25 protein-coding genes are annotated in these 23,450 nt (G+C 65.7%); 17 read left to right on the forward strand and 8 right to left on the reverse strand.

Annotated features, from left to right (window positions below):
- Positions 1–53 precede the first annotated feature (53 nt).
- Together rpoC and EEB18_RS17585 are read left to right on the forward strand one after the other, a co-directional pair.
- A complete protein-coding gene (gene rpoC / locus EEB18_RS17580; RefSeq protein WP_187138896.1) occupies positions 54–4,340 on the forward strand; it encodes a DNA-directed RNA polymerase subunit beta' in 4,287 nt (1,428 codons plus the stop codon).
- 137 nt (positions 4,341–4,477) lie between these two features.
- Entirely contained in the window at positions 4,478–5,191 is a 714-nt protein-coding gene (locus EEB18_RS17585) for a TonB-dependent receptor (RefSeq protein ID WP_187138895.1), read from the forward strand.
- Positions 5,192–5,288: 97 nt separating this feature from the next.
- Here the strand turns inward: EEB18_RS17585 and EEB18_RS17590 are convergent, their stop codons facing one another.
- Positions 5,289–5,468 carry a PspC domain-containing protein gene (locus EEB18_RS17590; RefSeq protein ID WP_056348315.1) on the reverse strand — a complete coding sequence of 60 codons (180 nt, stop codon included), beginning with the start codon at positions 5,466–5,468 and terminating at the stop codon, positions 5,289–5,291.
- Between the two features lie 60 nt (positions 5,469–5,528).
- Positions 5,529–5,660: a hypothetical protein gene (locus EEB18_RS22775; RefSeq protein WP_262407985.1), complete on the reverse strand. Its 132-nt coding sequence runs from the start codon at positions 5,658–5,660 to the stop codon at positions 5,529–5,531.
- 347 nt (positions 5,661–6,007) lie between these two features.
- Between EEB18_RS22775 and recF the strand changes: the two genes are divergently transcribed.
- Together recF and EEB18_RS17600 are read left to right on the forward strand one after the other, a co-directional pair.
- Complete coding sequence (recF, locus tag EEB18_RS17595; protein WP_187138894.1) at positions 6,008–7,117, forward strand: DNA replication/repair protein RecF; 1,110 nt, start codon at positions 6,008–6,010, stop codon at positions 7,115–7,117.
- A 54-nt stretch (positions 7,118–7,171) separates the two neighbouring features.
- Positions 7,172–7,933, forward strand: coding sequence for a hypothetical protein (locus EEB18_RS17600; RefSeq protein WP_187138893.1), 762 nt, complete (start codon positions 7,172–7,174; stop codon positions 7,931–7,933).
- A gap of 6 nt (positions 7,934–7,939) precedes the next feature.
- Here the strand turns inward: EEB18_RS17600 and EEB18_RS17605 are convergent, their stop codons facing one another.
- From EEB18_RS17605 to EEB18_RS17615, 3 genes are all read right to left on the reverse strand, one after another.
- A complete protein-coding gene (locus tag EEB18_RS17605; RefSeq protein WP_082545055.1) occupies positions 7,940–8,146 on the reverse strand; it encodes a hypothetical protein in 207 nt (68 codons plus the stop codon).
- Between the two features lie 156 nt (positions 8,147–8,302).
- Entirely contained in the window at positions 8,303–8,758 is a 456-nt protein-coding gene (locus EEB18_RS22780) for a helix-turn-helix domain-containing protein (protein WP_262407986.1), read from the reverse strand.
- Between the two features lie 204 nt (positions 8,759–8,962).
- A complete protein-coding gene (locus EEB18_RS17615) occupies positions 8,963–9,307 on the reverse strand; it encodes an arsenate reductase family protein (protein ID WP_187138892.1) in 345 nt (114 codons plus the stop codon).
- 177 nt (positions 9,308–9,484) lie between these two features.
- On the opposite strand from EEB18_RS17615, the gene EEB18_RS17620 reads away from it, so the two are divergent.
- The gene (locus EEB18_RS17620) at positions 9,485–10,219 is read left to right on the forward strand and encodes a murein L,D-transpeptidase catalytic domain family protein (protein ID WP_262407987.1); all 735 of its coding nucleotides are present in this window, start codon (positions 9,485–9,487) and stop codon (positions 10,217–10,219) included.
- 163 nt (positions 10,220–10,382) lie between these two features.
- Here the strand turns inward: EEB18_RS17620 and EEB18_RS17625 are convergent, their stop codons facing one another.
- Entirely contained in the window at positions 10,383–10,799 is a 417-nt protein-coding gene (locus EEB18_RS17625) for a DUF2147 domain-containing protein (protein WP_056350890.1), read from the reverse strand.
- Between the two features lie 119 nt (positions 10,800–10,918).
- Here EEB18_RS17625 and EEB18_RS17630 point away from each other — a divergent pair, with 119 nt between their 5' ends.
- The 8 genes from EEB18_RS17630 to EEB18_RS17665 are packed head-to-tail and all read left to right on the forward strand — an operon-like array spanning position 10,919 to position 18,520.
- The gene (locus EEB18_RS17630; protein WP_187139744.1) at positions 10,919–12,127 is read left to right on the forward strand and encodes a parallel beta-helix domain-containing protein; all 1,209 of its coding nucleotides are present in this window, start codon (positions 10,919–10,921) and stop codon (positions 12,125–12,127) included.
- Positions 12,124–13,158: an SO2930 family diheme c-type cytochrome gene (locus tag EEB18_RS17635; RefSeq protein WP_187139745.1), complete on the forward strand. Its 1,035-nt coding sequence runs from the start codon at positions 12,124–12,126 to the stop codon at positions 13,156–13,158. The genes EEB18_RS17630 and EEB18_RS17635 overlap by 4 nt, the downstream gene beginning before the upstream one ends.
- 7 nt (positions 13,159–13,165) lie before the next feature.
- A complete protein-coding gene (maiA, locus tag EEB18_RS17640; protein ID WP_187139746.1) occupies positions 13,166–13,798 on the forward strand; it encodes a maleylacetoacetate isomerase in 633 nt (210 codons plus the stop codon).
- Positions 13,795–15,846, forward strand: a complete 2,052-nt coding sequence (locus tag EEB18_RS17645; protein ID WP_187139747.1) for a TonB-dependent receptor — start codon at positions 13,795–13,797, stop codon at positions 15,844–15,846. Before maiA ends, EEB18_RS17645 begins: the two co-directional genes overlap by 4 nt.
- A gap of 56 nt (positions 15,847–15,902) precedes the next feature.
- Positions 15,903–16,349: a MarR family winged helix-turn-helix transcriptional regulator gene (locus EEB18_RS17650; protein ID WP_187139748.1), complete on the forward strand. Its 447-nt coding sequence runs from the start codon at positions 15,903–15,905 to the stop codon at positions 16,347–16,349.
- Entirely contained in the window at positions 16,342–16,623 is a 282-nt protein-coding gene (locus EEB18_RS17655; protein WP_187139749.1) for an HPr-rel-A system PqqD family peptide chaperone, read from the forward strand. The genes EEB18_RS17650 and EEB18_RS17655 overlap by 8 nt, the downstream gene beginning before the upstream one ends.
- A complete protein-coding gene (locus tag EEB18_RS17660) occupies positions 16,620–17,498 on the forward strand; it encodes an HprK-related kinase A (protein ID WP_187139750.1) in 879 nt (292 codons plus the stop codon). Before EEB18_RS17655 ends, EEB18_RS17660 begins: the two co-directional genes overlap by 4 nt.
- Positions 17,495–18,520 carry a nucleotidyltransferase family protein gene (locus EEB18_RS17665; RefSeq protein ID WP_187139751.1) on the forward strand — a complete coding sequence of 342 codons (1,026 nt, stop codon included), beginning with the start codon at positions 17,495–17,497 and terminating at the stop codon, positions 18,518–18,520. The genes EEB18_RS17660 and EEB18_RS17665 overlap by 4 nt, the downstream gene beginning before the upstream one ends.
- Here EEB18_RS17665 and EEB18_RS17670 read toward each other — a convergent pair.
- Both EEB18_RS17670 and EEB18_RS17675 read right to left on the reverse strand, forming a co-directional pair.
- Positions 18,513–19,457 (reverse strand): hypothetical protein, encoded by a 945-nt coding sequence (locus tag EEB18_RS17670; RefSeq protein WP_187139752.1) that lies wholly within the window; start codon positions 19,455–19,457, stop codon positions 18,513–18,515. The genes EEB18_RS17665 and EEB18_RS17670 overlap by 8 nt on opposite strands.
- Entirely contained in the window at positions 19,426–20,130 is a 705-nt protein-coding gene (locus tag EEB18_RS17675) for an HAD-IA family hydrolase (RefSeq protein ID WP_187139753.1), read from the reverse strand. Before EEB18_RS17675 ends, EEB18_RS17670 begins: the two co-directional genes overlap by 32 nt.
- Before the next feature lie 161 nt (positions 20,131–20,291).
- Here EEB18_RS17675 and glmU point away from each other — a divergent pair, with 161 nt between their 5' ends.
- The 4 genes from glmU to EEB18_RS17695 are packed head-to-tail and all read left to right on the forward strand — an operon-like array spanning position 20,292 to position 23,421.
- Positions 20,292–21,644, forward strand: a complete 1,353-nt coding sequence (glmU, locus tag EEB18_RS17680) for a bifunctional UDP-N-acetylglucosamine diphosphorylase/glucosamine-1-phosphate N-acetyltransferase GlmU (protein WP_262407988.1) — start codon at positions 20,292–20,294, stop codon at positions 21,642–21,644.
- A gap of 4 nt (positions 21,645–21,648) precedes the next feature.
- A complete protein-coding gene (locus tag EEB18_RS17685) occupies positions 21,649–22,188 on the forward strand; it encodes a GNAT family N-acetyltransferase (RefSeq protein WP_187139755.1) in 540 nt (179 codons plus the stop codon).
- Positions 22,185–22,499, forward strand: a complete 315-nt coding sequence (locus tag EEB18_RS17690; RefSeq protein ID WP_187139756.1) for a hypothetical protein — start codon at positions 22,185–22,187, stop codon at positions 22,497–22,499. Before EEB18_RS17685 ends, EEB18_RS17690 begins: the two co-directional genes overlap by 4 nt.
- Positions 22,500–22,521: 22 nt before the next feature.
- Entirely contained in the window at positions 22,522–23,421 is a 900-nt protein-coding gene (locus EEB18_RS17695) for an alpha/beta hydrolase family protein (RefSeq protein ID WP_187139757.1), read from the forward strand.
- The last annotated feature ends 29 nt before the right edge of the window (positions 23,422–23,450 follow it).

Genomic DNA, 23,450 nt, shown 5'->3' on the forward strand with positions numbered 1-23,450 from the left:
TCTTTTCCTCGCCCCTCCCGCACCAAGCGGGAGGGGAAGAGTGGAGCTAGAATATGAACCAGCTTACCAACTTCATGAACCCGGTCGCGAAGCCGGAAACCTTCGACATGATCAAGATCGGCATTGCGAGCCCCGAGCGGATCCGTTCGTGGTCGTTCGGCGAGATCAAGAAGCCCGAAACCATCAACTACCGCACGTTCAAGCCCGAGCGTGACGGCCTGTTCTGCGCGCGCATCTTTGGCCCGATCAAGGATTATGAGTGCCTGTGCGGCAAGTACAAGCGCATGAAATACAAGGGCATCGTCTGCGAAAAATGCGGTGTCGAAGTCACGGTGACCAAGGTCCGCCGCGAGCGCATGGGCCATATCGAGCTCGCCGCGCCGGTCGCGCACATCTGGTTCCTGAAGTCGCTGCCGTCGCGCATCGGCCTGCTGCTCGATATGCAGCTCAAGCAGCTCGAGCGCGTCCTGTACTTCGAAGCCTATATCGTCCTCGAACCCGGCCTGACGCCGCTGGAAAAGTTCCAGCTGCTGACCGAGGACGAACTGCTCGACGCGCAGGATGAATATGGCGAAGACGCGTTCAGCGCCGGCATCGGCGCCGAGGCGATCCGCGTCCTGCTCGAGAATCTCGATCTCGAACAGGAACGCGCCGATCTGATGGAAGATCTGGCGACGACCAAGTCGGAGCTGAAGCCCAAGAAGATCATCAAGCGCCTGAAGGTCGTCGAATCGTTCATCGATTCAGGCAACCGCCCCGAATGGATGATCCTCGAAGTCGTTCCCGTGATCCCGCCCGAACTGCGCCCGCTGGTGCCGCTCGACGGTGGTCGCTTCGCGACGTCGGATCTCAACGATCTGTATCGCCGCGTCATCAACCGCAACAACCGCCTGAAGCGCCTGATGGAGCTGCGCGCGCCGGACATCATCGTCCGCAACGAAAAGCGCATGCTGCAGGAAGCCGTCGATGCGCTGTTCGACAACGGCCGCCGCGGTCGCACGATCACCGGCGCCAACAAGCGTCCGCTGAAGTCGCTGTCCGACATGCTCAAGGGCAAGCAGGGCCGCTTCCGTCAGAACCTGCTCGGCAAGCGCGTCGACTATTCGGGCCGCTCGGTCATCGTGACCGGTCCCGAACTCAAGCTGCACCAGTGCGGCCTGCCGAAGAAGATGGCGCTCGAGCTGTTCAAGCCGTTCATCTACGCGCGCCTCGACGCCAAGGGTCTCTCGATGACCCTGAAGCAGGCGAAGAAGTGGGTCGAAAAGGAACGCAAGGAAGTCTGGGACATCCTCGACGAAGTCATTCGCGAGCATCCGGTCCTGCTGAACCGCGCCCCGACGCTTCACCGCCTCGGCATTCAGGCCTTCGAGCCCGTGCTGATCGAGGGCAAGGCGATCCAGCTTCACCCGCTGGTCTGCGCTGCGTTCAACGCCGACTTCGACGGTGACCAGATGGCCGTTCACGTACCGCTCTCGCTGGAAGCCCAGCTGGAAGCGCGCGTGCTGATGATGTCGACCAACAACATCCTGAGCCCCGCGAACGGCAAGCCGATCATCGTTCCGTCGCAGGACATGGTGCTGGGTCTCTATTATCTGTCGATGGAACGCGCGGGCGAACCCGGCGAAGGCATGCTGCTCGCCGACATGGCCGAAGTGCATCAGGCGCTGTTCACCGGTGCCGTGACGCTACACACCAAGGTCATCAGCCGCGTCCCGCAGACCGACGAGAAGGGCAATGAATATCTGCGCCGCTTCGAGACGACCCCGGGCCGCATGCTGATCGGCGAATGCCTGCCGAAGTCGCACACCGTGCCCTTCGACGTCGTCAACCGCCTTCTGACCAAGAAGGAAATCGGCGACGTGATCGATCAGGTCTATCGTCACACCGGCCAGAAAGAGACCGTGTTGTTCGCCGACGCCATCATGGCGCTGGGCTTCCGCAACGCGTTCAAGGCCGGCATCTCCTTCGGCAAGGATGACATGATCATCCCGGCGTCGAAGGAAGGCATGGTCGACGAAACCCGTGCGTTGGTGAAGGATTTCGAGCAGCAGTATCAGGACGGCCTGATCACGCAGCAGGAAAAGTACAACAAGGCGATCGACGCCTGGTCGCAGTGCGGCGACAAGGTCGCGAACGCGATGATGGACGAAATCCGCGCCGAACCGAAGGATCCGAAAACGGGTCGTCTGGCCCCGATCAACTCCATCTATATGATGGCGCACTCGGGTGCTCGTGGTTCGCAGGCGCAGATGAAACAGCTCGCCGGCATGCGCGGCCTGATGGCCAAGCCGTCGGGTGAGATCATCGAAACGCCGATCATCTCGAACTTCAAGGAAGGCCTGACCGTCCTTGAATATTTCAACTCGACCCACGGCGCCCGCAAGGGCCTCGCGGATACGGCGCTTAAGACGGCGAACTCGGGTTATTTGACCCGCCGTCTGGTCGACGTGTCGCAGGATTGCGTTGTCATCGAGGAAGATTGCGGCACCGAACGCGGCATGGAAATGCGCGCGATCATCCAGGGCGGTTCGACGATCGCCTCGCTGGGCGAGCGCATCCTGGGCCGTACCACGTTGGAAGATGTGCTCGACAAGGACGGCAATGTGCTGGCGCCCGTCGGCACCCTGCTCGACGAGCCGACGACGCAGCGGATCGAAGACGCCGAAGTCCAGTCGGTGAAGATCCGTTCGCCGCTGGTCTGCGAAGCGACGCTGGGCGTTTGCGGCAAATGCTATGGTCGTGACCTCGCGCGCGGGACCCCGGTGAACATCGGTGAAGCGGTCGGCGTCATCGCCGCCCAGTCGATCGGTGAACCCGGCACCCAGCTGACCATGCGTACCTTCCACATCGGTGGCGCGGCGCAGGTCAACGAGCAGTCGAACGCCGAATCGATCTCAGACGGCACGATCGAATATCGCGACATGCCGACGATCGTCGACCAGCGTGGCCGCCGCCTGGCGCTGGCGCGTTCGGGCGAAGTCGCGGTGATCGACAGCGAAGGCCGCGAACGCGCGTCGCACAAGCTGCCCTATGGCGCGCACATCCTGCTCAAGGATGGCGACAAGGTGAAGAAGGGCGAGCGGATTGCCGAATGGGATCCGTTCACCATGCCGCTGATCACCGAAAAGCAGGGCGTCGTGAAGTATCAGGATCTGGAAGATACCAAGACCCTGATCGAACAGGTCGACGAAGCGACGGGCATCGCCCAGCGCGTCGTGATCGAATATCGCTCGGCGGGCCGGTCGAAGAAGGAAGACCTCCAGCCGCGCCTGACCCTGCTCGACGACCAGTCGGGCGAGGCCGCGCGCTATCTGCTCGCGGTCGGCACGATGCTGTCGGTCGAGGACGGCCAGGAAGTGCAGGCGGGCGACGTGCTGGCGCGTGTCAGCCGCGAGGCGTCGAAGACGCGCGACATCACCGGCGGTCTGCCGCGTGTTGCCGAGCTGTTCGAAGCGCGCATTCCGAAGGACAACAGCGTCATCGCGAAGATCAGCGGTCGCATTGAATTCGTCAAGGATTACAAGGCGAAGCGCAAGATCGCGATCGTTCCGGAAGAAGGCGATCCGATCGAGTATCTGATCCCCAAGTCGAAGGTCCTCGAAGTGCAGGAAGGCGACCAGGTCAAGCGCGGCGATGCGCTGATCAGCGGTTCGCCGAACCCGCACGACATCCTCGACGTCATGGGTGTCGAGGCACTGGCCGAATATCTCGTCGCCGAAATCCAGGAAGTCTATCGACTGCAGGGCGTGAAGATCAACGACAAGCACATCGAGGTGATCGTTCGCCAGATGCTGCAGAAGGTCGAGATCACCGAAGGCGGCGACACCACGCTGCTGCCGGGCGAGCAGCTCGATTATCTGGAGATGATGGAATATAACGCCAAGCTGCCGAAGAATGGCCGCAAGGCCGAAGGTCGCCCGGTCCTGCTGGGCATCACCAAGGCGTCGCTGCAGACCCGCAGCTTCGTTTCGGCGGCATCGTTCCAGGAAACGACCCGCGTGCTGACCGAAGCGTCGGTGCAGGGCAAGGTCGACTCGCTGATCGGGCTCAAGGAAAATGTCATCGTCGGCCGCCTCATCCCGGCGGGTACCGGTGCTGCCATGAACCGCGTCCGCGTGACGGCCTCGTCGAAGGATGCCGCGCTGCGCGCCGCGATGCGCGCCGCGAATCAGGTAGACCTGATCGCACCGGCGACCGCCGCCGCAGAGCATGCCGCCGAACTGGCGCAGGGCCCTGAAGCGGCGATCGGCGACGATCCGCTGGGCAAGGTGCAGGGCGAGGACTTCACCACCGACGATGTCGCGGTGATCGACCGTCCCGAAGGTGAGGGCGAGGAGTAAGCTCCTCGGCCACACGGCTTGCGACAAGAAACAAGGACTCGCCGGGAAACCGGCGGGTCCTTTTTCGTTCATGGCCGGGCAGGCCATTGCCTGATACGCCGTCCACGGAACGCACATCTGCGGCGAAGGAGGGTATCATGAGCATCGGCAGGATCGGACTGGCGGCGGTTCTCGCGCTGGCGGCGGGCGGCGGTGGCGTCGCCGCGCAGGACAACAGCAATATCCAGGGCGAGGTGGTGGTCACCGCGCAGCGCGCCTCGGCGGGCTATCTTGCCGATGTGCAGCCGGTGGTGGGCCTGCGCCGCACCGCCGACAGTGCGATCCAGCGGGTGCAATTCACCTCGGACTCGCGCGAGGAGGATGTCCGCAAGCGCGAGATCCACGCGATGCTGGAGGCCGCGATCCGCCGCGCCGAGAGTGCCGGCGTCGAACTGGTCACCGGCGATTTCGAACTGACCAAGGTGACACTGACAAACTATAAAGGCCTGGCCTTCCAGCGCGGCGGACGGCCTGACACCAGCGAGATCGGACTGTTCGTCAAGGCGGGGCTCGCGGGTTCGGTCGGCAGCGCGCAGGAGCGGATCGATACGTTCGTCAAGGGCGTGCCCGCGAACGGTCGTGCGCTGATCGAGAAGCGCGGCGGCATCACGCTGACGATCAAGAATCCCGACCAGTATCGGACCGAGATCGTCAGGCTGGTCGCGGCCGAGGGGCTGAAGACCGCGGCGGCCTTCGGTCCCGACTATGGCGTCGAGGTCACCGGGCTCAACGAGCAGCTTGCCTGGGCGCAGGCCAGCCCGACCGAGGTGTTCCTGTACCTGCCGTATAATTTCTCGATCCGACCCAAATGAAAAGGCCCGCCGGGGGATAGACCGGCGAGCCTTTGATCTGTGGGAATGTGCGGGCCGGTGCGACTGCGCCTGAAAGGCGGCCGGCCCGGTGCTGGCTCTACGGCGCGAGGATCGCGACGGTGACGTACAGCAGCAGCGGCAGGCCGAAGCCCAGCAAAGTCAGCGCGACAAAGGCGACGCGCGTCCACAAGACGTCGAAGCCGAAGCGGTCGGCCATGCCGGCGCAGACGCCGAAGACCATCCCATCGCGACGATTCTTGCGAAAACCCTGTGTCATTTCTTTCCTTTCCATCCCGGCCATCGGGCCGGCGTTTTTCGGTGGCGGCGGGTCAGTTGGTCAAGCGACCAACTGACCGACATGTGCACCCGTCTGACCGACGGCGACCATGAAGAGCATCGCGGAGCAATAGACCGAAGCGAAAGCGGCGACGGCGTAGCTGCGAAGCGAGTCTGCGTTGAAATGGGCCATGATTTTGTCCTTCCTTTTTTCATCCCGCCGGACCTTCCGGCAGATGCCAAGGGTAATGCAGGAGGCGTGCCAATTTCATTCATTGGCGGTTAACTGCGGTTTTTCGGATTTTGATCGATTGTTTCAACGGGAAAAATCCTCCCTAACGGGATTAATTCCCAATGAACGGAAAATTCTAACATGGGCTAAGGGGGCTAGTTCCCCTCCCGCTTGCGGGAGGGGCTAGGGGAGGGCGTGTTTCTTACGCCGTGTTCAAAAGGCAGGCCCTCCCCCGACCCCTCCCGCAAGCGGGAGGGGAGAAACAGGGCGTTCCTTCGCCGCGCCAAATCCCCTAGGACGACGGCGCAATGACGCTCGCCCGCCTCTCGCTCACCGATTTTCGCAATCATGCCGCGGCGGAAATGGCGGCCGGGCCCGGCCTCGTCGCGCTGCACGGCGACAATGGTGCGGGCAAGACCAATATCCTGGAGGCCGTCTCGCTGCTCGCGCCGGGGCGCGGGCTGCGGCGCGCGGCGCTGTCCGACATGGTGCGCGACGGCGCCAGCGGAGGCTTCGCGGTCTTCGCCGAGGTGCAGGCGGGCGATGATCTGGCGCCGGTCGCGCTGGGCACCGGGATCGAGCCCGTGCATCCCGGTCGGCGGATCGTGCGGGTCAACGGCGCGGCGGCGGCGGCGACGGCGCTCGGCGACTGGCTCGCGGTGCTGTGGCTGACCCCGGCGATGGACCGGCTGTTCGTCGAGACCGCGGGCAACCGGCGGCGCTTCCTCGACCGGCTCGTCCTCGCGCTCGACCCACGCCACGCCCAGCACGGCAATCGCTACGAGGCGGCGCTGCGGGCGCGAGGAAAATTGCTCGCCGACTTCGCGGGCGCCGACCTGCAATGGCTGACCAGCCTCGAGGCGCAACTCGCCGACCATGGCGCGGCGATGGACGCGGCGCGGCAGAGGACACTCGCGGGGTTGTCGGTCGAACTGGCGCAGCAGCCCGACGCGCCCTTCGCGCGCCCGCTGCTGACGCTGGTCGACAGCGAGGGCGCACAGCGCGGGGCGCCGTGGACGGCGGAGGCGCTGAGGGCGTTGTTCGCCGGACGGCGGCGTATCGACGCGGCAGCGGGCCGCGCGACCGCCGGGCCGCATCGCGACGACCTGATGGCGGTCCACGCCGCGACGGGGCGCAGCGCGGCGCGCTGCTCGACCGGCGAGCAGAAGGCGATGCTACTCTCGCTCGTCCTCGCGCACAGCGATTGCGTCGCGCGCGCGCGCGGCCAGCGCCCGGTGCTGCTGCTCGACGAGGTCGCCGCGCATCTCGACCCGATGCGCCGTGCGGCGCTCTACGAGCGACTGGCGGGGCAGGGCGGGCAGGCGTGGCTGACCGGTACCGAGGCGGCGCTGTTCGCGGATATGCCGGGGCCGGTGACGCGCTTCCGCATCGCGGGCGGACGGATTGGGGCGGGATAAGTAACGCGATATCAAGGCTTGCCGTATAGCTGTGCCGTCAGAGGGGGCATGGCCATGGACAGTCGCGACAATCTGACGGGCGGGGGTTTCGGACGGCGGCGCAGCGCGTTGATGGGCGCGTCTGCCGGGGAGCCGGTGACCGAGCGGGCACCACCCTATGCCTTCGAGGCCGACGAACCGGCCAACCGCATTTCGGCGTTGCGCCTTGCTGCCATCATAATGGGCGGACTGCTGGCGCTGCTGTGCATCGAGGCGCTGTTTTCGGGGACTTCGTTGATCACGCCGATCAACGGGACCTTCCTCAACGCGATGCGGCTGATCGGTTTTGTCCTCGGCATACCCTTTGCGCTGTTCGTCATCACGCGGCCGCACGAGCCGATGGGGATCGCCAAGAAGATATTGATCGTGCTGTTCCTCCCGTTCCTCACGGGCTTCACCGGCGGGGAAGCGGCCTGGCGGATCAGCGACTGGACCGAGTTCGGCTTTTCCTCCGCCGCCTGGGAGCCCGCCAGCTATCCGATCAAATATGCGAGCCATGGCCGCAAGGGACGGCGCGATTCGTTCGAGATCGACCCGTATCAGGCCGGCGAAAGCACCGATATCGCGGTGCCGTCGGCGCAGTTCGACGCGATCTGGCCGAACCACAGCGATTATTGCATCACGGTGATGCAGCGCAAGTCGGCGTCGGGCGCGATCGAGATCGTCAACGACGGCGTGTTCACGCTGCGCGAACCCGCGCCCGCGGTGCTGACGCCATGTGGCGGGGGCGGTGGGGCTGCGTCCGGCGACACGTCGTCGCCGTGGGACAAGAAATAGGCGCTATCAGCCCTTCGGCTTGACCGTCACCCAGACGCTGACCGGGGCGACGAATTTGCCCGGCGCGGGCTTGCCGACGTCGATGCGCTCGGCGGTGACCAGTTCGCCGGTTTCGAGCGTGAAGCTGGCCCATGGTTTCGGCATGCGGCCAAAGCTCATCTTCTGGATCGGCTGGCCGGTGGCGGTGTTCATGATTGTTGCGGTGATACCCATGGCGCGCGGGTAGCGGCAGGGTCGCGATTCTGTCCAGCGGGAAGCGTCCTTTGGTCGGCTTTCGACCAATTTCAGCAGCTCAGCCGACCATTTTCCGTCCCCCGGTCCTGACCCTCCGCCATCGAACGCTAATCGCGACGGGTCTGATGGGGCAAATTATGACGGATCGGTCGGTGGAAAGCGCAATGTGGCAGCGATCTGTTCTTCGGCCGTGGTTGCCTCCGCGATGAGCAGGCGTAGTGCCTTTGCGGTGTCCTCCAGAAGTCCGGCACCAAGAGGCCGCTCGCCGTTGATAAAACGGCGGATGGCCCGCTCGTCGATGCCAAGACGCCGCGAGAAAGCCGTGGTGCCACCAAATAGTTGGACGCAATAAGCGAAGTGCTCGCGTCGCTCGTCCATTGAAAATGGCGCGGCCATTGTTTTCCCTTTTCCTTCGCTGTCGGCAGTCGCTTCCGGGGCCGACGCATGAACGATAATGGGGTTCAGTGTCAAAGTCATTGACCCATCGTGGTCGCAAGGGTTGTCCGCCGCGAGCGATTTTCTTGCCTCGCTTTCCGGCCCGACATCTGCCGCCGCATCGTTTCGTCCAAAACCGGTTGGTTCGGATTCCACCGCTTGTCCGTCGTTCGACGCCGATTGGATCGGAACGGCATAAATCGAGCGGTTGCTGTCGCTCCATTCCCGTCACCCCGGGCTTGACCCGGGGCCTGCCTTGTCTTTGAACCGGCAGCGAAAGAAGAAATGCGGGTCCCGGGTCAAGCCCGGGATGACGGTGACATAGGCGTCCGCTTCCCACCCCCAAGCGGTCGAAACCGATCAGAGAATCTCGTGCACCTTGTCCATCGGTCGGCACAGCCGAACCCCCTTATCGGTCTCGACGAAGGGCCGTTCGACATAGGCCGGGTTCGCCGCCATCGCGGCGATGATCGCGTCTTCGCTCCAGTCGGCGACCCCGCGCTCCTGCGCGTCGGTGCCGCGCAGGCGCAGCGCGTCGCGGGCGCTGATGTTGGCGGCTTCGAACAGCTGGCGCAGCTTGTCGGCCTCATAGGGCGTCTTGAGATATTCGACGACGGTGAGGTCGACGCCGGGCGTCTCTTGCAGGATCGCGAGCGTCTTGCGCGAGGTGCCGCAGGCGGGGTTGTGCCAGATGGTTGCTTTCATGGCCTAGGCTCTATCGCGGCAGGGGTTGCGGTGTAAACCCGCCGTTCATGGCGATTATGCCACAACTGGCGGCATGACGAACGCAATGCCGCTTGCCTTTGCAAGCCAAGCTGCGGCTAATACCCGGACGAGGGATCGCCAGAGGCGGCAGACGGGGTTGGGTTGCACGTGACAAAAATGATCGATCGCCGATCGATGCTGGCCGCGGTGGCGGGCGCAGGCGCTTTCGCCGCGACGGCGCTGCGCGCGCAGACGATGCCGAGCTGGATTCAGCAACCGGTGGCGGCGCAGCCACCGGTCGACTATCTCGCTGTGGCGAAACGCCAGTTGGCGACGCAGGGCCGAAATATTTCGCAAACCGACCGTGTCGGAATCGTCGATTTCGGCCTGCCGTCGTCGCGCGCGCGCTTCGCGCTGGTCGATATGGTCGCGGGCAAGGTCGACATGTTTCCGGTCACCCATGGCCGCGGCTCCGACCCGCAACACGACGGCTGGCTCAAGAGCTTTTCGAACCGCGTCGGGTCGCTGGCGACCTCGCGCGGGGCATACCGGACCAGCGATTATTATTGGGGCAGCAACGGGTCGTCGATGCGCCTCGCGGGACTTGAGCCCGACAACAACAATGCCGATCAGCGCGCGATCGTCGTCCATGGCGCCTGGTATGCCGAACCGTCGCTGATCGCGACGCAGGGCAAGCTGGGACGGAGCGAGGGCTGTTTCGTGTTCGGCGAGGAATTGTTGCCGATGATCCTCTACAAGCTGGGGCCGGGGCGGTTGCTGTTCGCCGACAAGCTGAGCCTGCCGCCGCCGGCGCCGGTGCCGTTCGAACTGCCCGGACCGCCGGCGCCTGGCACCGAAAATATGGTGCGCGCGAGCGCCCAGCAGGGCGTTTTTCCCACCAAGGCGGATTGACGCCGATAATCCTCCCTGTGGCGAAGCCATGGGGAGGGGGACCGTTCGCGAAGCGAATGGTGGAGGGGCCGCGGCGCCGCACCGACGCCTGACGGCGTCGGCCCCTCCGTCAGCGCTTCGCGCTGCCACCTCCCCACGCCTTCGGCGCAGGGAGGATCAGTCTTCACCCCATCTTCGTCCAGGTCACCGTCCTGCAAAAGACGCTGACGCAGCCCTTCATCGTCATCTTGCCGCCCTTCGCGGTGAGATGTGCCTTATAATAGCGGCCGTCCTCGGGGCTGTAGCCTTGGCCCTTCCACGCATTGCCGTCGGCGGCGAGGTCCCAGTAGATTTGCAGACCCGATACCTGGCGCGCGCGCTTCGCCTTGTCGGGATTGCGTTCGTCGCGCTGGCCGCCGGCGGGCTGGGCGATCAGCAATTTGTGGACCTTGCCGCACAGCTTGGCGCCGCAGGCATAGATGTCGACGATCGCCTTGCCGTCGTCGGTGGCCCAGCGGCCGGTAATCGATTGCGGCGCAACCGCCGACGCCGGCGATGCGGCGACGAACACGGCGGTCGCCGCGATGATAAGATGCTTCAATTTCTTCTCCCCGGTGCGGGCGGGGTTGCGACCCTGACCCTAGCTACATCCATGTCAGCAACATGGCTTGGCATACGCGCAGTCTTGCACCATGCTGGCAAAAAACAAGGGAGAGTCTGATGCGATTCCATTATTTGGCCTTGCCGCTGGTTGCCGCGCTGATGGTCGCGGTGCCGACACAGGCCAGGACGATCAAGATCGAAGCGGGCGCCGCCGACGCGAACGAGAAACTCCAGGAAGCGCTGATCGTTGCGCAGCCCGGCGATGTCGTCGAACTCGGCGCGGGAACTTGGCATCTGACCGATGGCCTGTCGCTCGACGTGGCGAACGTCACGATCCGCGGCGCGGGGACGGGCGAGGGCGGATCGATCCTCGACTTCACGGGCCAGCAGGGCGCGGGCGAGGGGCTGCTGGTCACCAGCGACGATGTTTTTCTTACCAATTTTGCTGTACTCAACAGCAAGGGCGACGGGATCAAGTCGAAGGGCGCCGACCGCATCGTCTATCACAAGCTGCGCGTCGAATGGACCGCGGGACCAAAGGAAACCAACGGCGCCTATGGCATCTATCCGGTCGAAAGCAGCGATGTACTGATCGACAGCGTCTACGTCCGCGGCGCGTCTGACGCGGGCATCTATGTCGGCCAGTCGAAGAATATCGTCGTCCGCGATTCGATCGCGACCGAGAATGTCGCGGGGATCGAGATCGAAAACAGCTACGACGCCGACGTCCACGACAATATCGCAACGAAGAACACCGGCGGTATATTGGTGTTCGACCTGCCCAGCCTGCCGATGCAGGGCGGGCACAATGTCCGCGTGTTCGACAATGACGTGAACGACAACAGCACGCCCAATTTCGCGCCGAAGGGTAATATCGTCGCGAGCGTTCCGACCGGAACCGGGGTGCTGATCATGGCGAACCGCCATGTCGAGATTTTCGACAACGACTTCGATCAGAACGGCACCGCGAACGTCATGATCGTCGGTTATCGCTACGAGCATAAGGACCCGAAATACCAGCCGCTGCCGCGTCAGATCGTCGTGCGCGACAATGTGCATGGCAAGGCGGGCTATGCCCCGGCGTTCGACGGCGGGACGCAGATCGCGGCGGCCTTCGGCGGCGCAATCCCGCCCGTCCTGTGGGACGGCGCGGGCGAGGATGTGATCGTGCTCGACAAGGTCGGGGTGCTGTCGCTGAACCTGCCCGACGTCGCAACGCCGCGCGACCAGGCGAAGCCCGCGCCCGCCGACCTGTCGAAGGGCACGCCGCCCGCGGCACTGCCGGGGATCACGCTGCCCGAAGCGATGGAGGCGAAGGTCAAGTGAAGCGCGTTTTCGCCGCGCTGGCGGCGGCATTGCTGTGCGCGAGTGGCAGTTCGGCGGTCGTCGTCCCGGTGCCCGAACCCGATCAGTCGGTGATCGAGGGCAGCGTCCTGCCGCCCAAATTGTCGGCGTTCCGGCTGTTCTGGCCGGACTCGTCGCAGCCGCTCGAATCGTTGACGCCCTATACGCTGCGCACCGCGCTGTTCTCGGACTATACCGAGAAGCACCGGATGTTCTGGATTCCGAAAGGCCGGAAAGCCTCTGTCGCCGCCGATGGCGGCATCGCTTTTCCGGTCGGCAGCATCATCGTCAAAAGCTTTGGCTGGCCCGACGTCAATGGCGGACGCCCGGTCGAGACGCGGCTGCTGATCCATCGCGCCGAAGGCTGGGTCGCGCTCCCCTATATCTGGGATGCCGACGGCAAGGATGCGACGCTGGCGCTGGGCGGGCGCCGCGTGGCGGTAAGCTTCAAGAGTCCCGACGGCGAAACACATGACATCCGCTACGCGGTGCCGAACAAGAACCAGTGCAAGGAATGCCACAGCCTGTCGGGCGAGATCGTGCCGATCGGACCCAAGGCGCGGAATTTTGTGCTGCCAGCGGGCGCGACCGACTATTGGCGTGGTATCACCTTCGACAAGCCTGCGGCGCTGAAACCGGTGATGCCGCAATGGGACGACCCCAAATCGGGCAGCGTCGCGGACCGCGCGCGCGCCTATCTCGACGTCAATTGCGCGCATTGCCACAATCCGGCTGGCAGCGCGTCGAACAGCGGGCTGTTCCTGCGCTGGACCGACGATCCGACGACGGTCAATTACGGCATCGGCAAACGCCCGACCGCGGCGGGACGCGGCAGCGGCGGCATGGATTTCGCGATCGCGCCGGGCGATCCCGACCACAGCTATATGATCTATCGCCTCGAAAGCACCGACGCCGGCATCGCGATGCCCGAGGTCGGGCGCTCGACGGTGCACAAGGAGGGCGCGGCCCTGCTGCGGCAGTGGATTGCGGAGATGCCGAAAGCATCGCATTAGACGCGCCATGACAAAGCTCGTCCTCCACGATTATTTCCGCTCCTCGGCGAGCTATCGCGTCCGCATCGCGCTCAAACTGAAAGGGCTCGCTTACGAGCGCGTCGAGGTCAGCCTGATCGCGGGCGAGCAGCGCAGCGACGCCTATCTTGAACTCAACGCGCAGGGTTTTGTACCGCTGCTGATCGCCGATGGCGAGACGATCATCCAGAGCCTGGCGATCATCGACTGGCTCGACCGCGCCTTCCCCGAGCCGCGGCTGATCCCCGAAGAGGCGATGCCGCGCGCGGTCGCGCTGGCGCAGGCGCAGGTGGTGGCGAGCGACATCCACCCGCTCAACAACCTGCGCGTGCTCAAATATCTGACCCGCGACCTCGGCCTCAACGAGACGACCAAGGACCGCTGGATCGCCACCTGGATCGCGCAGGGGTTTGAAGCTTTGGAAGCCATGGCGGGCGAGGGGACGTACCTTGGCGGCGCCACGCCGAGCATCGCCGACTGCTGTTTGGTGCCGCAGATGTACAACGCGCGGCGCTTCGAGGTGCCGCTCGACGCATTCCCGCGGCTGACCGAGATCGACGCTGCCTGCATGGAACTCGAAGCGTTTCAGAAGGCCCATCCCGACGCGGTCAAGCCCGTATGATCCGGCTGCTGACGGGGGTGGCGCTGCTGGCGATGCCGGCGGCGGCGATGGGGCAGGAAGCGGTCGATGACAGCGATACGGCAGTCGTCCTTCAAATGACGGCTCCGATTCCGGCGGAGGAGATCGTCGTCACCGGCGCTGGATCGCTGCGGCCATCGGGCGGTGACTCGGTGCAGACGACCGCTGTCCTCCGCGACCTCCAACCCGGCTTCGGCACGCGCATCGAGAACCGCCTCCGCGACGAAGCCGGCATCGTCCAGTTCCGCCGCAGCGACGGCCGCAGCGCCCATCCGACCAGCCAGGGCGTGACGCTGCGCGGGCTCGGCGGCAACGCGTCGTCGCGCGCGCTGGTGACGCTCGACGGGGTGCCGCAGGCTGATCCCTTCGGTGGCTGGGTGCCGTGGAGCGCTTATGACGCGATCAACCTCGGCGGCATCGTCATCGCGCGCGGTGGCGGCAGCGGCGCCGACGGCCCGGGCGCGCTCGCGGGGACGATCGGCCTCTATTCGACGATGACCGACGGCGTCACCGCGAGCGCGGCCTATGGCAGCCGCGACAGCTGGGACGCATCAGCGAGCGTCGGGGGCAATCTGGGCAACGGTCAGGTCGCGGTCGATGGCCGCTACAGCCGCGGCGACGGGTTCGTGCCGGTAGCCAGCGGCCAGCGCGGCGCGGTCGATCGTGCAGCGCCATACGAACAGGGCGGGCTCGGCCTGCGCCTGCGCTTCGACGCGGGCGACGACAGCCGGATCGAGGCGAGCCTGCGCGGCTTTTCGGACCGGCGCGACCGCGGCACCGATTTCACGACGAGCAAGACCGACGGCGTCGATGCCAGCCTGCGCGTCGTCCACGATCCCGCGGGCGCGGCGCAATGGCTCGCACTCGCCTATGTCGAGGTCCGCGATTTCGACAGCGGCTTTGCCAGCGTCGCGGCGGGTCGCAACAGCGTCGCCCCTGCGCTCTTCCAGCGCGTGCCCGCGACCGGCCTCGGCGCGCGCTTCGAGCTGCGGCCGGCGATCAGCGGCGACAACCCGCTGCGCATCGGCACCGACTGGCGCCGCACCACCGGGCGGACCGAAGAGGATTTCTTCTTCAGCGGCGTCACGCCGGGCCGCCACCGGATCGCCGGCGGCAGCAGCGATACCGTCGGCGCCTTCGCCGAATGGAGCGCGGGCGATGCCGGCGACGGGCTGCTCTGGACGCTCAGCGGCCGTGTCGATCACTGGTGGCTCGGCGAGGGCTATCGGCTCGAACGCAATATCGGCGGTTCGACGATCACCAACCTGCGCTTCGCGGCGCGGCAGGGCTGGGAAGGCAGCGGCCGCGCCGGGGTGCGCTGGACCTCCGACGCGCTGTCGCTGCGCGCCGCGGCCTATCGCGGCTGGCGGCTGCCGACGCTCAACGAACTCTACCGTCCGTTCCGCGTCGGTGCCGAGGTGACGACCGCGAACGAGATGCTCGAACCCGAACGTCTGTGGGGCGGTGAGGTCGGGGTCGACTGGGCGAGCGACGGCACGAAGCTGTCGGCGACCCTCTTCGCCAACCATCTGTCGAACGCCATCGCCAATGTCACCCTCGCCCCGAACCTCAACCAGCGCCAGAATCTCGACGCCATCGACAGCAAGGGCATCGAGGTCAGCGCCGAACAGCGGATCGGCCCCGCGACCTTGCGCGCGACCTATGCCTTTACCGATGCCAAGGTCGACGCCTCGGGCATGGCGTCGACGCTCGACGGTCGCCGCCCGGCGCAGATCGCGAAACATGGCGGCAGCGTGTCGTTGCGCAGCAACGACGACGGGCCGTTCGGCGGCTTCGCGACGCTGCGCTATATCGGCAAGCAGAATGAGGATGACCGTGGGCTGTTGGTGCTGGGCGACGCGCTGACGCTCGACGCCGGATTGTCCTGGCGCCTGAACAAGGCGGTCAGCATCGAGGCACGCGGCGAGAATCTGTTCGACGAACTGGTGCCCGCCGCGATCTCCGCGTCGGGCGTCGTCGAACGCGCGACGCCGCGCACGCTCTGGGTCGGTGCGCGCGCGTCTTTCTAGGAATTTGGCGCAATTGCGGCCTTCACAGCGCCGGGATTGTCGATAAGAACGGGGACATGGCCGCAAAGAACCTCAACCTCGACAATTTCCTGCCCTATCGCCTTTCGATCGCGTCGAACGCGCTGTCGGAACGGATCGCCGCCGAATATCAGAACCGCTTCGGGCTCAAGATCCCCGAATGGCGACTGATGGCGGTACTCGGCGAGGGGGCGCCCAAGACCCAGCGCGAGCTGGTGCAGGCGACGCGCATGGACAAGGTCACCGTCAACCGTGCCGCCAAGGCGCTTGCCGACCGCCAGTTGATCGGCCGCCAGGCGCATGAGGCCGATGGACGATCGCATCACCTCGACCTCACCGCGACCGGGCGCGAGCTTTACAACGCGATCGTTCCCGCCGCGCTGGCGAGCGAGGCGCGGCTCGAATCGAACATCAGCGCCGCCGAGCGCGCGACCCTGCTTGCGATCCTCGCCAAGCTGACCGCCGCCGCCGAAGATTATGGCTGATCGCCGGTATCGCGCAGCGGAGGCGGGGGTGCTGCGGGTCGAACCATTGGGCGAACTGACCGCGATCTTCGACCGGCGGTCGATGCAGACGCACCTCGTCGTGGCGCCGATGCCCGAGATATTGACCGCATTGGCCAGCAGCCCGTGCAACGCCGCGACGCTCGCCGCGCGGCTCGCCGACCGCTTCGACCTCGACGGCGAAGGCGATGCCACCGCGATCCTCGCCGCACGGCTGGCTGAACTGGCGGCGATGGGGCTGGTCGAACCGGCGTGAGGCACTGCACGCGCATCGCCGTCGGCCCGGTCCAGTTCCGTATCGGCAGCGACTGGGCCGCACCGATCGCCGCGTTGAAGACCCTCTATGCCGGCTATCCCCGCGACGATGCCCGCCCCGCCGACGCGACGGTGCGGTTGTTCGCGGCGCGGCCCTGGCGGCGCTGGCTGCGCCCGTCGGTGCATATCGGCGGCGATTATATCGTCCCCGACGCGCTGCCGCTGCCGCTGTCGATGGGCTTGCTCGCCGCCGAAATGGGGATGAACCTGCAGGTCGCGCTTGGCTGGCGGCGGCACATGTTGCTCCATGCCAGCGCGGTCGCGAAGGACGGCCGCGCGGTGATCCTGTCGGGCGAGTCGGGGTCGGGCAAATCGACCCTCGCGGCGCTGCTCGGTGAGAAGGAGGGTGGGGGCGACTGGCGGCTGATGGGCGACGAGTTCATACTGATCGATCCGCAGAGCGGTGACGCGCTCGCCTTTCCGCGTGCGGTCAGCCTGAAGAACGAGGCGATCGCCGAGGTCGAAGCGCGGGTCGATGCGGCGCGGCTCGGCCCGCTGCTCGCGGGCACGCCAAAGGGCGATATCCGCCACCTGATCCCGCGCGCCGACGCGATCGCCGCGATGCACGAACCGGTGCGCCCGGCGCTGCTTCTCTTCCCCCGCTTCGGCGGTGCGCCTTCGATCGAGCGCATCGGCGAGGGCGAGGCCTTTGTCCGGCTGACCGAGGCCTCGACCAACTATGTCGCGCTGGGCGAGGCGGGGTTCGCCGCGATGACCCGGCTGGTGCGCGAGACGCCGGCCTTCACCATCGGCTATCCCGACAGCGCGAGCGGCATGGCGATCGTCGAGCAATTATGGACGGAGGCGGTGCGATGAGCGCGGTGGAAGCGCTCGTCGACCTGCTCGCGGGGCGGCGCGACGCCGCCTCGCTGGCCCCGCGCGACTGGGACGGGGTGGTCAGCGTCGCGCGCGCCGAGGCGCTGCTGGCGACGCTCGCCTGCCGGCTCGAGGAGGCGGCGCTGCCGCCCTCGGTCGCCGCGCTGTTCGCCGACCAGCGCGCCGCCGCTGCCGTCGCGCAGGCGCAGGCGCTGTGGGAGGCCGAAATGGCGCGCCGTTCGCTCGACCCGGCAGGGGTCGAGTTCGTGCTGCTCAAGGGCACCGCCTATGCGGCGGCGGACCTTGCCTGTGCAGCGGGGCGCCAGATCGGCGACCTCGACATCCTCGTGCCCTGGCACGACCTTGGCCGCGCCGAGAATCTGGCGCTGATCGACGGATGGGAATGGCTGAAACAGGACGACTATGACGACGCCTATTACCGCGACCATATGCACGAGTTGCCGCCGCTGATCCACAAGGACCGCGACCGGATGATCGACGTCCACCACACGATCCTGCCGCGCACGCACCGGATTACGCCCGATGCGCTGGCATTGGTCGGCGATGCGATACGGACGCCGGGCGGATTTCGCGTGCTCAACCCCGCCGACATGGCCTGCCACTGCGCCGCGCATATGCTCGCCGACGGCGACCTGCAGGGCGGACTGCGCAACCTGTGGGATTTCCATAGGCTGACCGCCGAATTCGCCGCCGCCGATCGCGGTTTCTGGGGCAAGCTCGACGCGCGGGCGGAGGTGCACGGGCTGGAAAAGCCGGTCCACCGCGCCGCGCGGCTGGCGCGCGACCTTTACGGCGCGCAGCTGCCGTCGGGCTGGAACCGGATCAAGCCTGGCGACGAGCGATACCAGCGCCGCCTGCTTGCACGCGACGATTGGGGCCGCGCGACCGATCCGCTGCTGCAACAGATCTTCTACATCCGCTCGCACTGGCTGCGCATGCCGCCGCTGATGCTGGCGCGGCATTTGTGGACGAAATGGCGCAAGGGCCGCGCGGCTATTTGAGACCGCGCGCCATCTCCTTTTGCGCGGCCCGCATCCGTTGTCGTCCGGCGTCCGCGATCGTCTCGAGCTGCTCGGAAAGGGCGTTGAGCCGGTCGCTGTGGCGGTCGAATGCGGCCATGTCGCTTCGCGAGGTGAAGGCGAAGACCGTGCCCTGGGCATGCCAGTTGCCGCGCGCCAGCACCTCGCATGCGGCATGGGCGGCTTCGATCTGCTGGCTGTTGAGGTCCCAGCTTCGCTCGATGTCCGATCGCGCCTGCGGCATTCGGCTATCCATGCCGCGCAGAACCGCCTCCACCATCTCCGATTCCGCATCGACGTCTTCGAAATCGCGCCGCCCCTTTTCGATCAGGGCAAGGTGCCGCGCCTTATATTTCGGGATGTCCGACTTGACCGCGATGATCGCGCCGCAATTCTTGACCATGTCGGGATTGACGCGAATCCGGTTGGCATCGAACAGCGCCAGCATGCCGGACTGGTCCAGCTGAAGCATATATTCGTCGTTGAGCTTTTCGGTTTCCTTCGCGAGCTTGATCGTCGCTCGCGAAAAGGGACCGTGGCTCGACGGGTCGGGGGGCGCCACCAGCCTGCCGCCGGCGTCGAAATACAGCTTGCCGAAGGTCGCCATATCGGCCTTGACGGCCACGGCATGCCGGTCGGCCTTGTCCAGATTGACCAGCATGATGACGACGAACAGGCCGGCCGCGGTCGCGATCGGACGCCAGGTCGGGCCATCGCGCATCCAGGTGAAATAGAGGGTCGCCGAAAGCAGCACCGTCTGCATCAGGCTGTACCCGAGCACGCCGGTCGGTGAGACCTGCGACGGCCGCATCCCCACGATGGCCGCGATCAGCGCCGCGGCCGCGAGCACTCCGCCCAGCCGCACCCACTGATTGGGCGCCGGCGGCTCAATCTCTTCGTCCCATATCTGATTGGACATGCGAATCCCCCAACTCGCGCAACAAAGGCAGTAATGCGTTGTAATGATCGATAATATGGTCGGCGCCAAGCGTTTCGACCGGCTGGTTCGGAAAGCCGAACCGCACCGCGATGCTCGTCACCCCGGCGGCGTTGGCGGCCTCCATGTCATAGATGCTGTCGCCGACGAAGGCGGTGCGACCGCCGCCGCAGCGCGCGATCATTTCGTGGATCGGGGCGGGGGAGGGCTTGGCATTCTCGCGCCCCAGCGTGTCGCCGCCGATGATCGTCGCGAAACGATCGGCGAGCCCGAGGTCGCCGAGCAGCAAGCGTGCGAGGCGTTCGGTCTTGTTGGTCACCACCGCGGTCTTCACGCCCAGCGCGTCGAGTGCGTCGAGCGCCTCGATCAGACCGGGGAAGGGGTGGCTGTGCACCGCGATATTCGCCTCATAATGGCGCAGAAATTCGCGGAACAGCCGCTCGAAATCGCCGCCCGGAACCCCGCCGGTCGCGCGCAGCCCCTGTTCGAGCATATGCCGCCCGCCCAGCCCGATCATCGGCCGCACCTGCTCGACGGTCAGCGGCGCGCGCGCGGCAAGGCTGAGCGCATGATTGACCCCGGCGGTGAGGTCGCCCGCAGTATCGACCAATGTGCCGTCGAGATCGAAGCCGATGATGGCGAAGGGAAATGACATGACGCGAACCCCGATTCCCGTTCGTGTCGAGCGAAGTCGAGATGCCCCACGGACGCTTACGACCGATGGGTGTCTCGACTTCGCTCGGGCGAACGGAGTTTGAAGGAGCGCATGGCGCGATGTTCTGGAAACCGCAATGATTTGCTGGCATGGCGGCGGCCATGAGCAATCCGATCGCTGCCGTCATTCTCGCCGCGGGCAAGGGCACCCGCATGAAGTCCGACCTGCACAAGGTGCTGCACCCGATCGCCGGGCGTCCGATGCTGCTCCACCTGATGGCCAGCGTCGATGCGCTGAGACCCGCGAAGAAGGTCGTTGTCGTCGGCGACAAGGCCGATCAGCTCGAAGCCGCGCTCGCCGGCAGCGCCGACCTCGCGGTGCAGGACCCGCAGCTTGGTACCGGCCATGCCGTGCAGCAGGCCGAGGGCGCCTTGACCGGCTTCGATGGCGATGTGCTGATCCTCTATGGCGACGTGCCCTTCGTCCCCGCCGCGACGATGCAGGCGATGATCGACCGGCTCGCCGCAGCCGACGCGCCCGCCGTGGTCGTGCTGGCGTTCGAGCCGGCCGATCCGCTGCAATATGGGCGCGTGATTGTGGAGGGCGACCGCGTCACCAAGATGGTCGAGCACAAGGACGCCACCGAGCCCGAGCGCGCGGTGACTTTGTGCAATTCGGGGCTGATGGCGGCCAGGTCGGCCGATCTGTTCGCGCTGCTCGCGCGCGTCACCGACGACAATGCGGCGAAGGAATTTTACCTCGTCGATATCGTCAACATCGCCAACGCCGACGGGCGGCACTGCGCCGTCGTCAAGACCGACCCCGCCGACGTCGCCGGGATCAACAGCCGCGCCGAACTCGCCGCCGCCGAGGCGCAGTGGCAGGACTTCAAGCGCGAGGAGGCGATGGCGGGCGGCGCGTCGCTGCGCGCGCCGGACACGGTCTGGTTCTCCTGGGATACAGAACTTGGCCGCGACGTGACGATCGAGCCCCATGTTTTCTTTGGTCCCGGCGTCACGATCGCCGACAATGTGACGATCCGCGGCTTCAGCCATATCGAGGGTGCGAGCATCGCGAGCGGCTGCGAGGTCGGCCCCTTCGCGCGGCTGCGCACCGGCACCGTGCTGGAGGAGAAGGCGAAGGTCGGCAATTTCGTCGAAGTGAAGAAAACGACGCTGGGCAAAGGCGCCAAGGCCAACCATCTCACCTATCTGGGTGATGCGACGGTCGGCGCAGGCGCGAATATCGGCGCGGGGACGATCACCTGCAATTACGACGGCTATTTCAAATATCGGACCGAGATCGGCGAGAACGCCTTCATCGGATCGAACAGCGCGCTCGTCGCGCCGGTGAAGATCGGCCGCGACGCGATCGTCGCCGCCGGCAGCGCGGTGACCCGCGACGTCGCCGACGGCGAGCTGCGGCTGGTCCGCGGTGAGCAACTGGTCAAACCCAATTGGGCCGACCGCTTCCACGATGCGATGCGGAAGAAGAAAGCGGCGGAGAAGAAATAACGCCATGCCCGCGCCGACCCTCACGACCGTGCGCCTCGTGCTGCGCCAGCTGCGCGAGGACGACGCCGCTGCGCTATTTCCGGTGCTGTCCGACCCCGAGGTGATGACCTGGTGGTCGAGCGGGCCGCACGCGTCGCCCGCCGAGACCGAGGCCTATGTCAAAGGCAATGCGACCGAGGGGCAGGGCTTTCTGTGCTGGGCGATCACCGCGGGCGACGATGTTGCGCTCGGCTGGGTGATCCTGATCGACGGCAAGCCCGATGTGAAAGAAATCGGCTATATCCTGCGCCGCGACCGGTGGGGCAGCGGTATCGCGCGCGAGGCGGTGGCGCGGGTGATCGATCATGGTTTTGAGGATATGAAACTGCGCCGTATTTTCGCCGACACCGATCCCGAAAACCCCGGCTCGATCGGGTTGCTCGAACGCCTGGGATTCCAGCGCGAAGGCCGGCTGCGCGGCGAGTGGGAAACGCATATCGGCGTGCGCGATTCGCTGATCTACGGCTTGTTGCGGGACGAATGGATGATGGAGAAAACGATTTGAGTGACCGCTACACCGACAAGCCCTTCCTGCGTTATGTCGATGCCTGGGTGCTCCAGGCGATCGGCCATCTCGACGACGCGACCGCGGCCTATTGCAAGGCGATGGAGCCGCAATTGCACAAGAGCTTCGGCACGACCGGAAGCTGGCCGCAGATTGTCGCGCGGCAGATGAAGTTCGGCCCCGACCTGCCCGCGCAGATCCGCAAGATCTGGGAAGATGGCAAGGCGCGCTTCGAACAGGCGAACAGCGCGCCGGCCGATCCGGTGCAGTTCGCGATGATCTATGTCGACCGGAATTTCGGGCAACGGTAACGGGAGGGCGAGGGGGATGTTTATGGGTCGGGTCGCACTGCTGGCGTCGGCGCTTTTGATCGCGGGCACCGCTGCGTGCAGCGAGCCTGCGGTCGACCTCGCGAGCGCGCGCGCCGGGCATAGGCCGACGGTCGTGGCCGAGGTGCGCCAGAGCGACCAGGCGCCCAAGCCGCCGGCGAAGATCATGTCGGTCGTCCATTACCCCAGCGCGGTCGGGTCGATATCGGGCTATCTGACCTCGGTGCCCGATGATGGCCAGCGGCACCCGGCGATCGTCTGGGTCAGCGGCGGCGATCTCGCGATCGGCGATTTCTGGAGCCCGAAGCCGCGTGAAAACGACCAGTCCGCAGCGGCTTTTCGCGAGCGCGGCGTCGTGACTTTCTATCCCTCGCTGCGCGGACTCAACGGCAATCCGGGGCATAGCGAGGGCTTTTACGGCGAGGTCGACGACTTGGTCGCGGCGACGCGGTGGCTGAAACAGCAGCCGGGAATCGACCCCGCGCGCGTCTATCTGGGCGGCCACAGCACCGGCGGGACGCTGGTGCTGCTGGCGTCCGAATATGCCGACGAATGGGCGGCCGTCTTTTCCTTCGGCCCGGTCATTGATCCGCGGCTCTATGGCGACATGTTTCCGATCGACGTCAAGGACAAGCCGGGTGTGAAGCTGCGCGCGCCGGTCCACTGGCTCGCGTCGGTTCGCAAACCGACCCTTGTGATCGAAGGCAGCGAACGGGGAAATATTGTCGATCTCAACGAGATGAAGGAAGTCAGCGGTAATCCGCAGCTTCATTTCGTCGCGGGCGCAGGATGCGATCATTTTACCATATTGCGCCCTACCAGCGAGATCATCGCCGATGCGATCCGTGCGGACGCCGTCGATATGCTTTGGACCGGTGGAAAGCTTGCCAATATCTGCGGTTGATTTGATATCATGATATGATATCAATCTTC

This window comes from Sphingopyxis sp. OPL5 (genome assembly GCF_003797775.2).
Taxonomy (GTDB): domain Bacteria; phylum Pseudomonadota; class Alphaproteobacteria; order Sphingomonadales; family Sphingomonadaceae; genus Sphingopyxis.

Excerpts from the sequence above, each read along its gene's own strand:
- EEB18_RS17695 (WP_187139757.1), top strand. The coding sequence starts at position 22,522 with ATGGGTCGGGTCGCACTGCTGGCGTCGGCGCTTTTGATCGCGGGCACC.
- EEB18_RS17585 (WP_187138895.1), top strand. The coding sequence starts at position 4,478 with ATGAGCATCGGCAGGATCGGACTGGCGGCGGTTCTCGCGCTGGCGGCG.
- EEB18_RS22775 (WP_262407985.1), bottom strand. The coding sequence starts at position 5,660 with ATGGCCCATTTCAACGCAGACTCGCTTCGCAGCTACGCCGTCGCCGCT.
- EEB18_RS17650 (WP_187139748.1), top strand. The coding sequence starts at position 15,903 with ATGGCCGCAAAGAACCTCAACCTCGACAATTTCCTGCCCTATCGCCTT.
- EEB18_RS17670 (WP_187139752.1), bottom strand. The coding sequence starts at position 19,457 with ATGTCCAATCAGATATGGGACGAAGAGATTGAGCCGCCGGCGCCCAAT.
- EEB18_RS17620 (WP_262407987.1), top strand. The coding sequence starts at position 9,485 with ATGATCGATCGCCGATCGATGCTGGCCGCGGTGGCGGGCGCAGGCGCT.
- EEB18_RS17630 (WP_187139744.1), top strand. The coding sequence starts at position 10,919 with ATGCGATTCCATTATTTGGCCTTGCCGCTGGTTGCCGCGCTGATGGTC.
- recF (WP_187138894.1), top strand. The coding sequence starts at position 6,008 with ATGACGCTCGCCCGCCTCTCGCTCACCGATTTTCGCAATCATGCCGCG.
- EEB18_RS17645 (WP_187139747.1), top strand. The coding sequence starts at position 13,795 with ATGATCCGGCTGCTGACGGGGGTGGCGCTGCTGGCGATGCCGGCGGCG.
- EEB18_RS17675 (WP_187139753.1), bottom strand. The coding sequence starts at position 20,130 with ATGTCATTTCCCTTCGCCATCATCGGCTTCGATCTCGACGGCACATTG.
- rpoC (WP_187138896.1), top strand. The coding sequence starts at position 54 with ATGAACCAGCTTACCAACTTCATGAACCCGGTCGCGAAGCCGGAAACC.
- EEB18_RS17685 (WP_187139755.1), top strand. The coding sequence starts at position 21,649 with ATGCCCGCGCCGACCCTCACGACCGTGCGCCTCGTGCTGCGCCAGCTG.
- EEB18_RS17615 (WP_187138892.1), bottom strand. The coding sequence starts at position 9,307 with ATGAAAGCAACCATCTGGCACAACCCCGCCTGCGGCACCTCGCGCAAG.
- EEB18_RS17600 (WP_187138893.1), top strand. The coding sequence starts at position 7,172 with ATGGACAGTCGCGACAATCTGACGGGCGGGGGTTTCGGACGGCGGCGC.
- EEB18_RS17605 (WP_082545055.1), bottom strand. The coding sequence starts at position 8,146 with ATGGGTATCACCGCAACAATCATGAACACCGCCACCGGCCAGCCGATC.
- glmU (WP_262407988.1), top strand. The coding sequence starts at position 20,292 with ATGAGCAATCCGATCGCTGCCGTCATTCTCGCCGCGGGCAAGGGCACC.
- EEB18_RS17665 (WP_187139751.1), top strand. The coding sequence starts at position 17,495 with ATGAGCGCGGTGGAAGCGCTCGTCGACCTGCTCGCGGGGCGGCGCGAC.
- maiA (WP_187139746.1), top strand. The coding sequence starts at position 13,166 with ATGACAAAGCTCGTCCTCCACGATTATTTCCGCTCCTCGGCGAGCTAT.
- EEB18_RS17590 (WP_056348315.1), bottom strand. The coding sequence starts at position 5,468 with ATGACACAGGGTTTTCGCAAGAATCGTCGCGATGGGATGGTCTTCGGC.
- EEB18_RS17655 (WP_187139749.1), top strand. The coding sequence starts at position 16,342 with ATGGCTGATCGCCGGTATCGCGCAGCGGAGGCGGGGGTGCTGCGGGTC.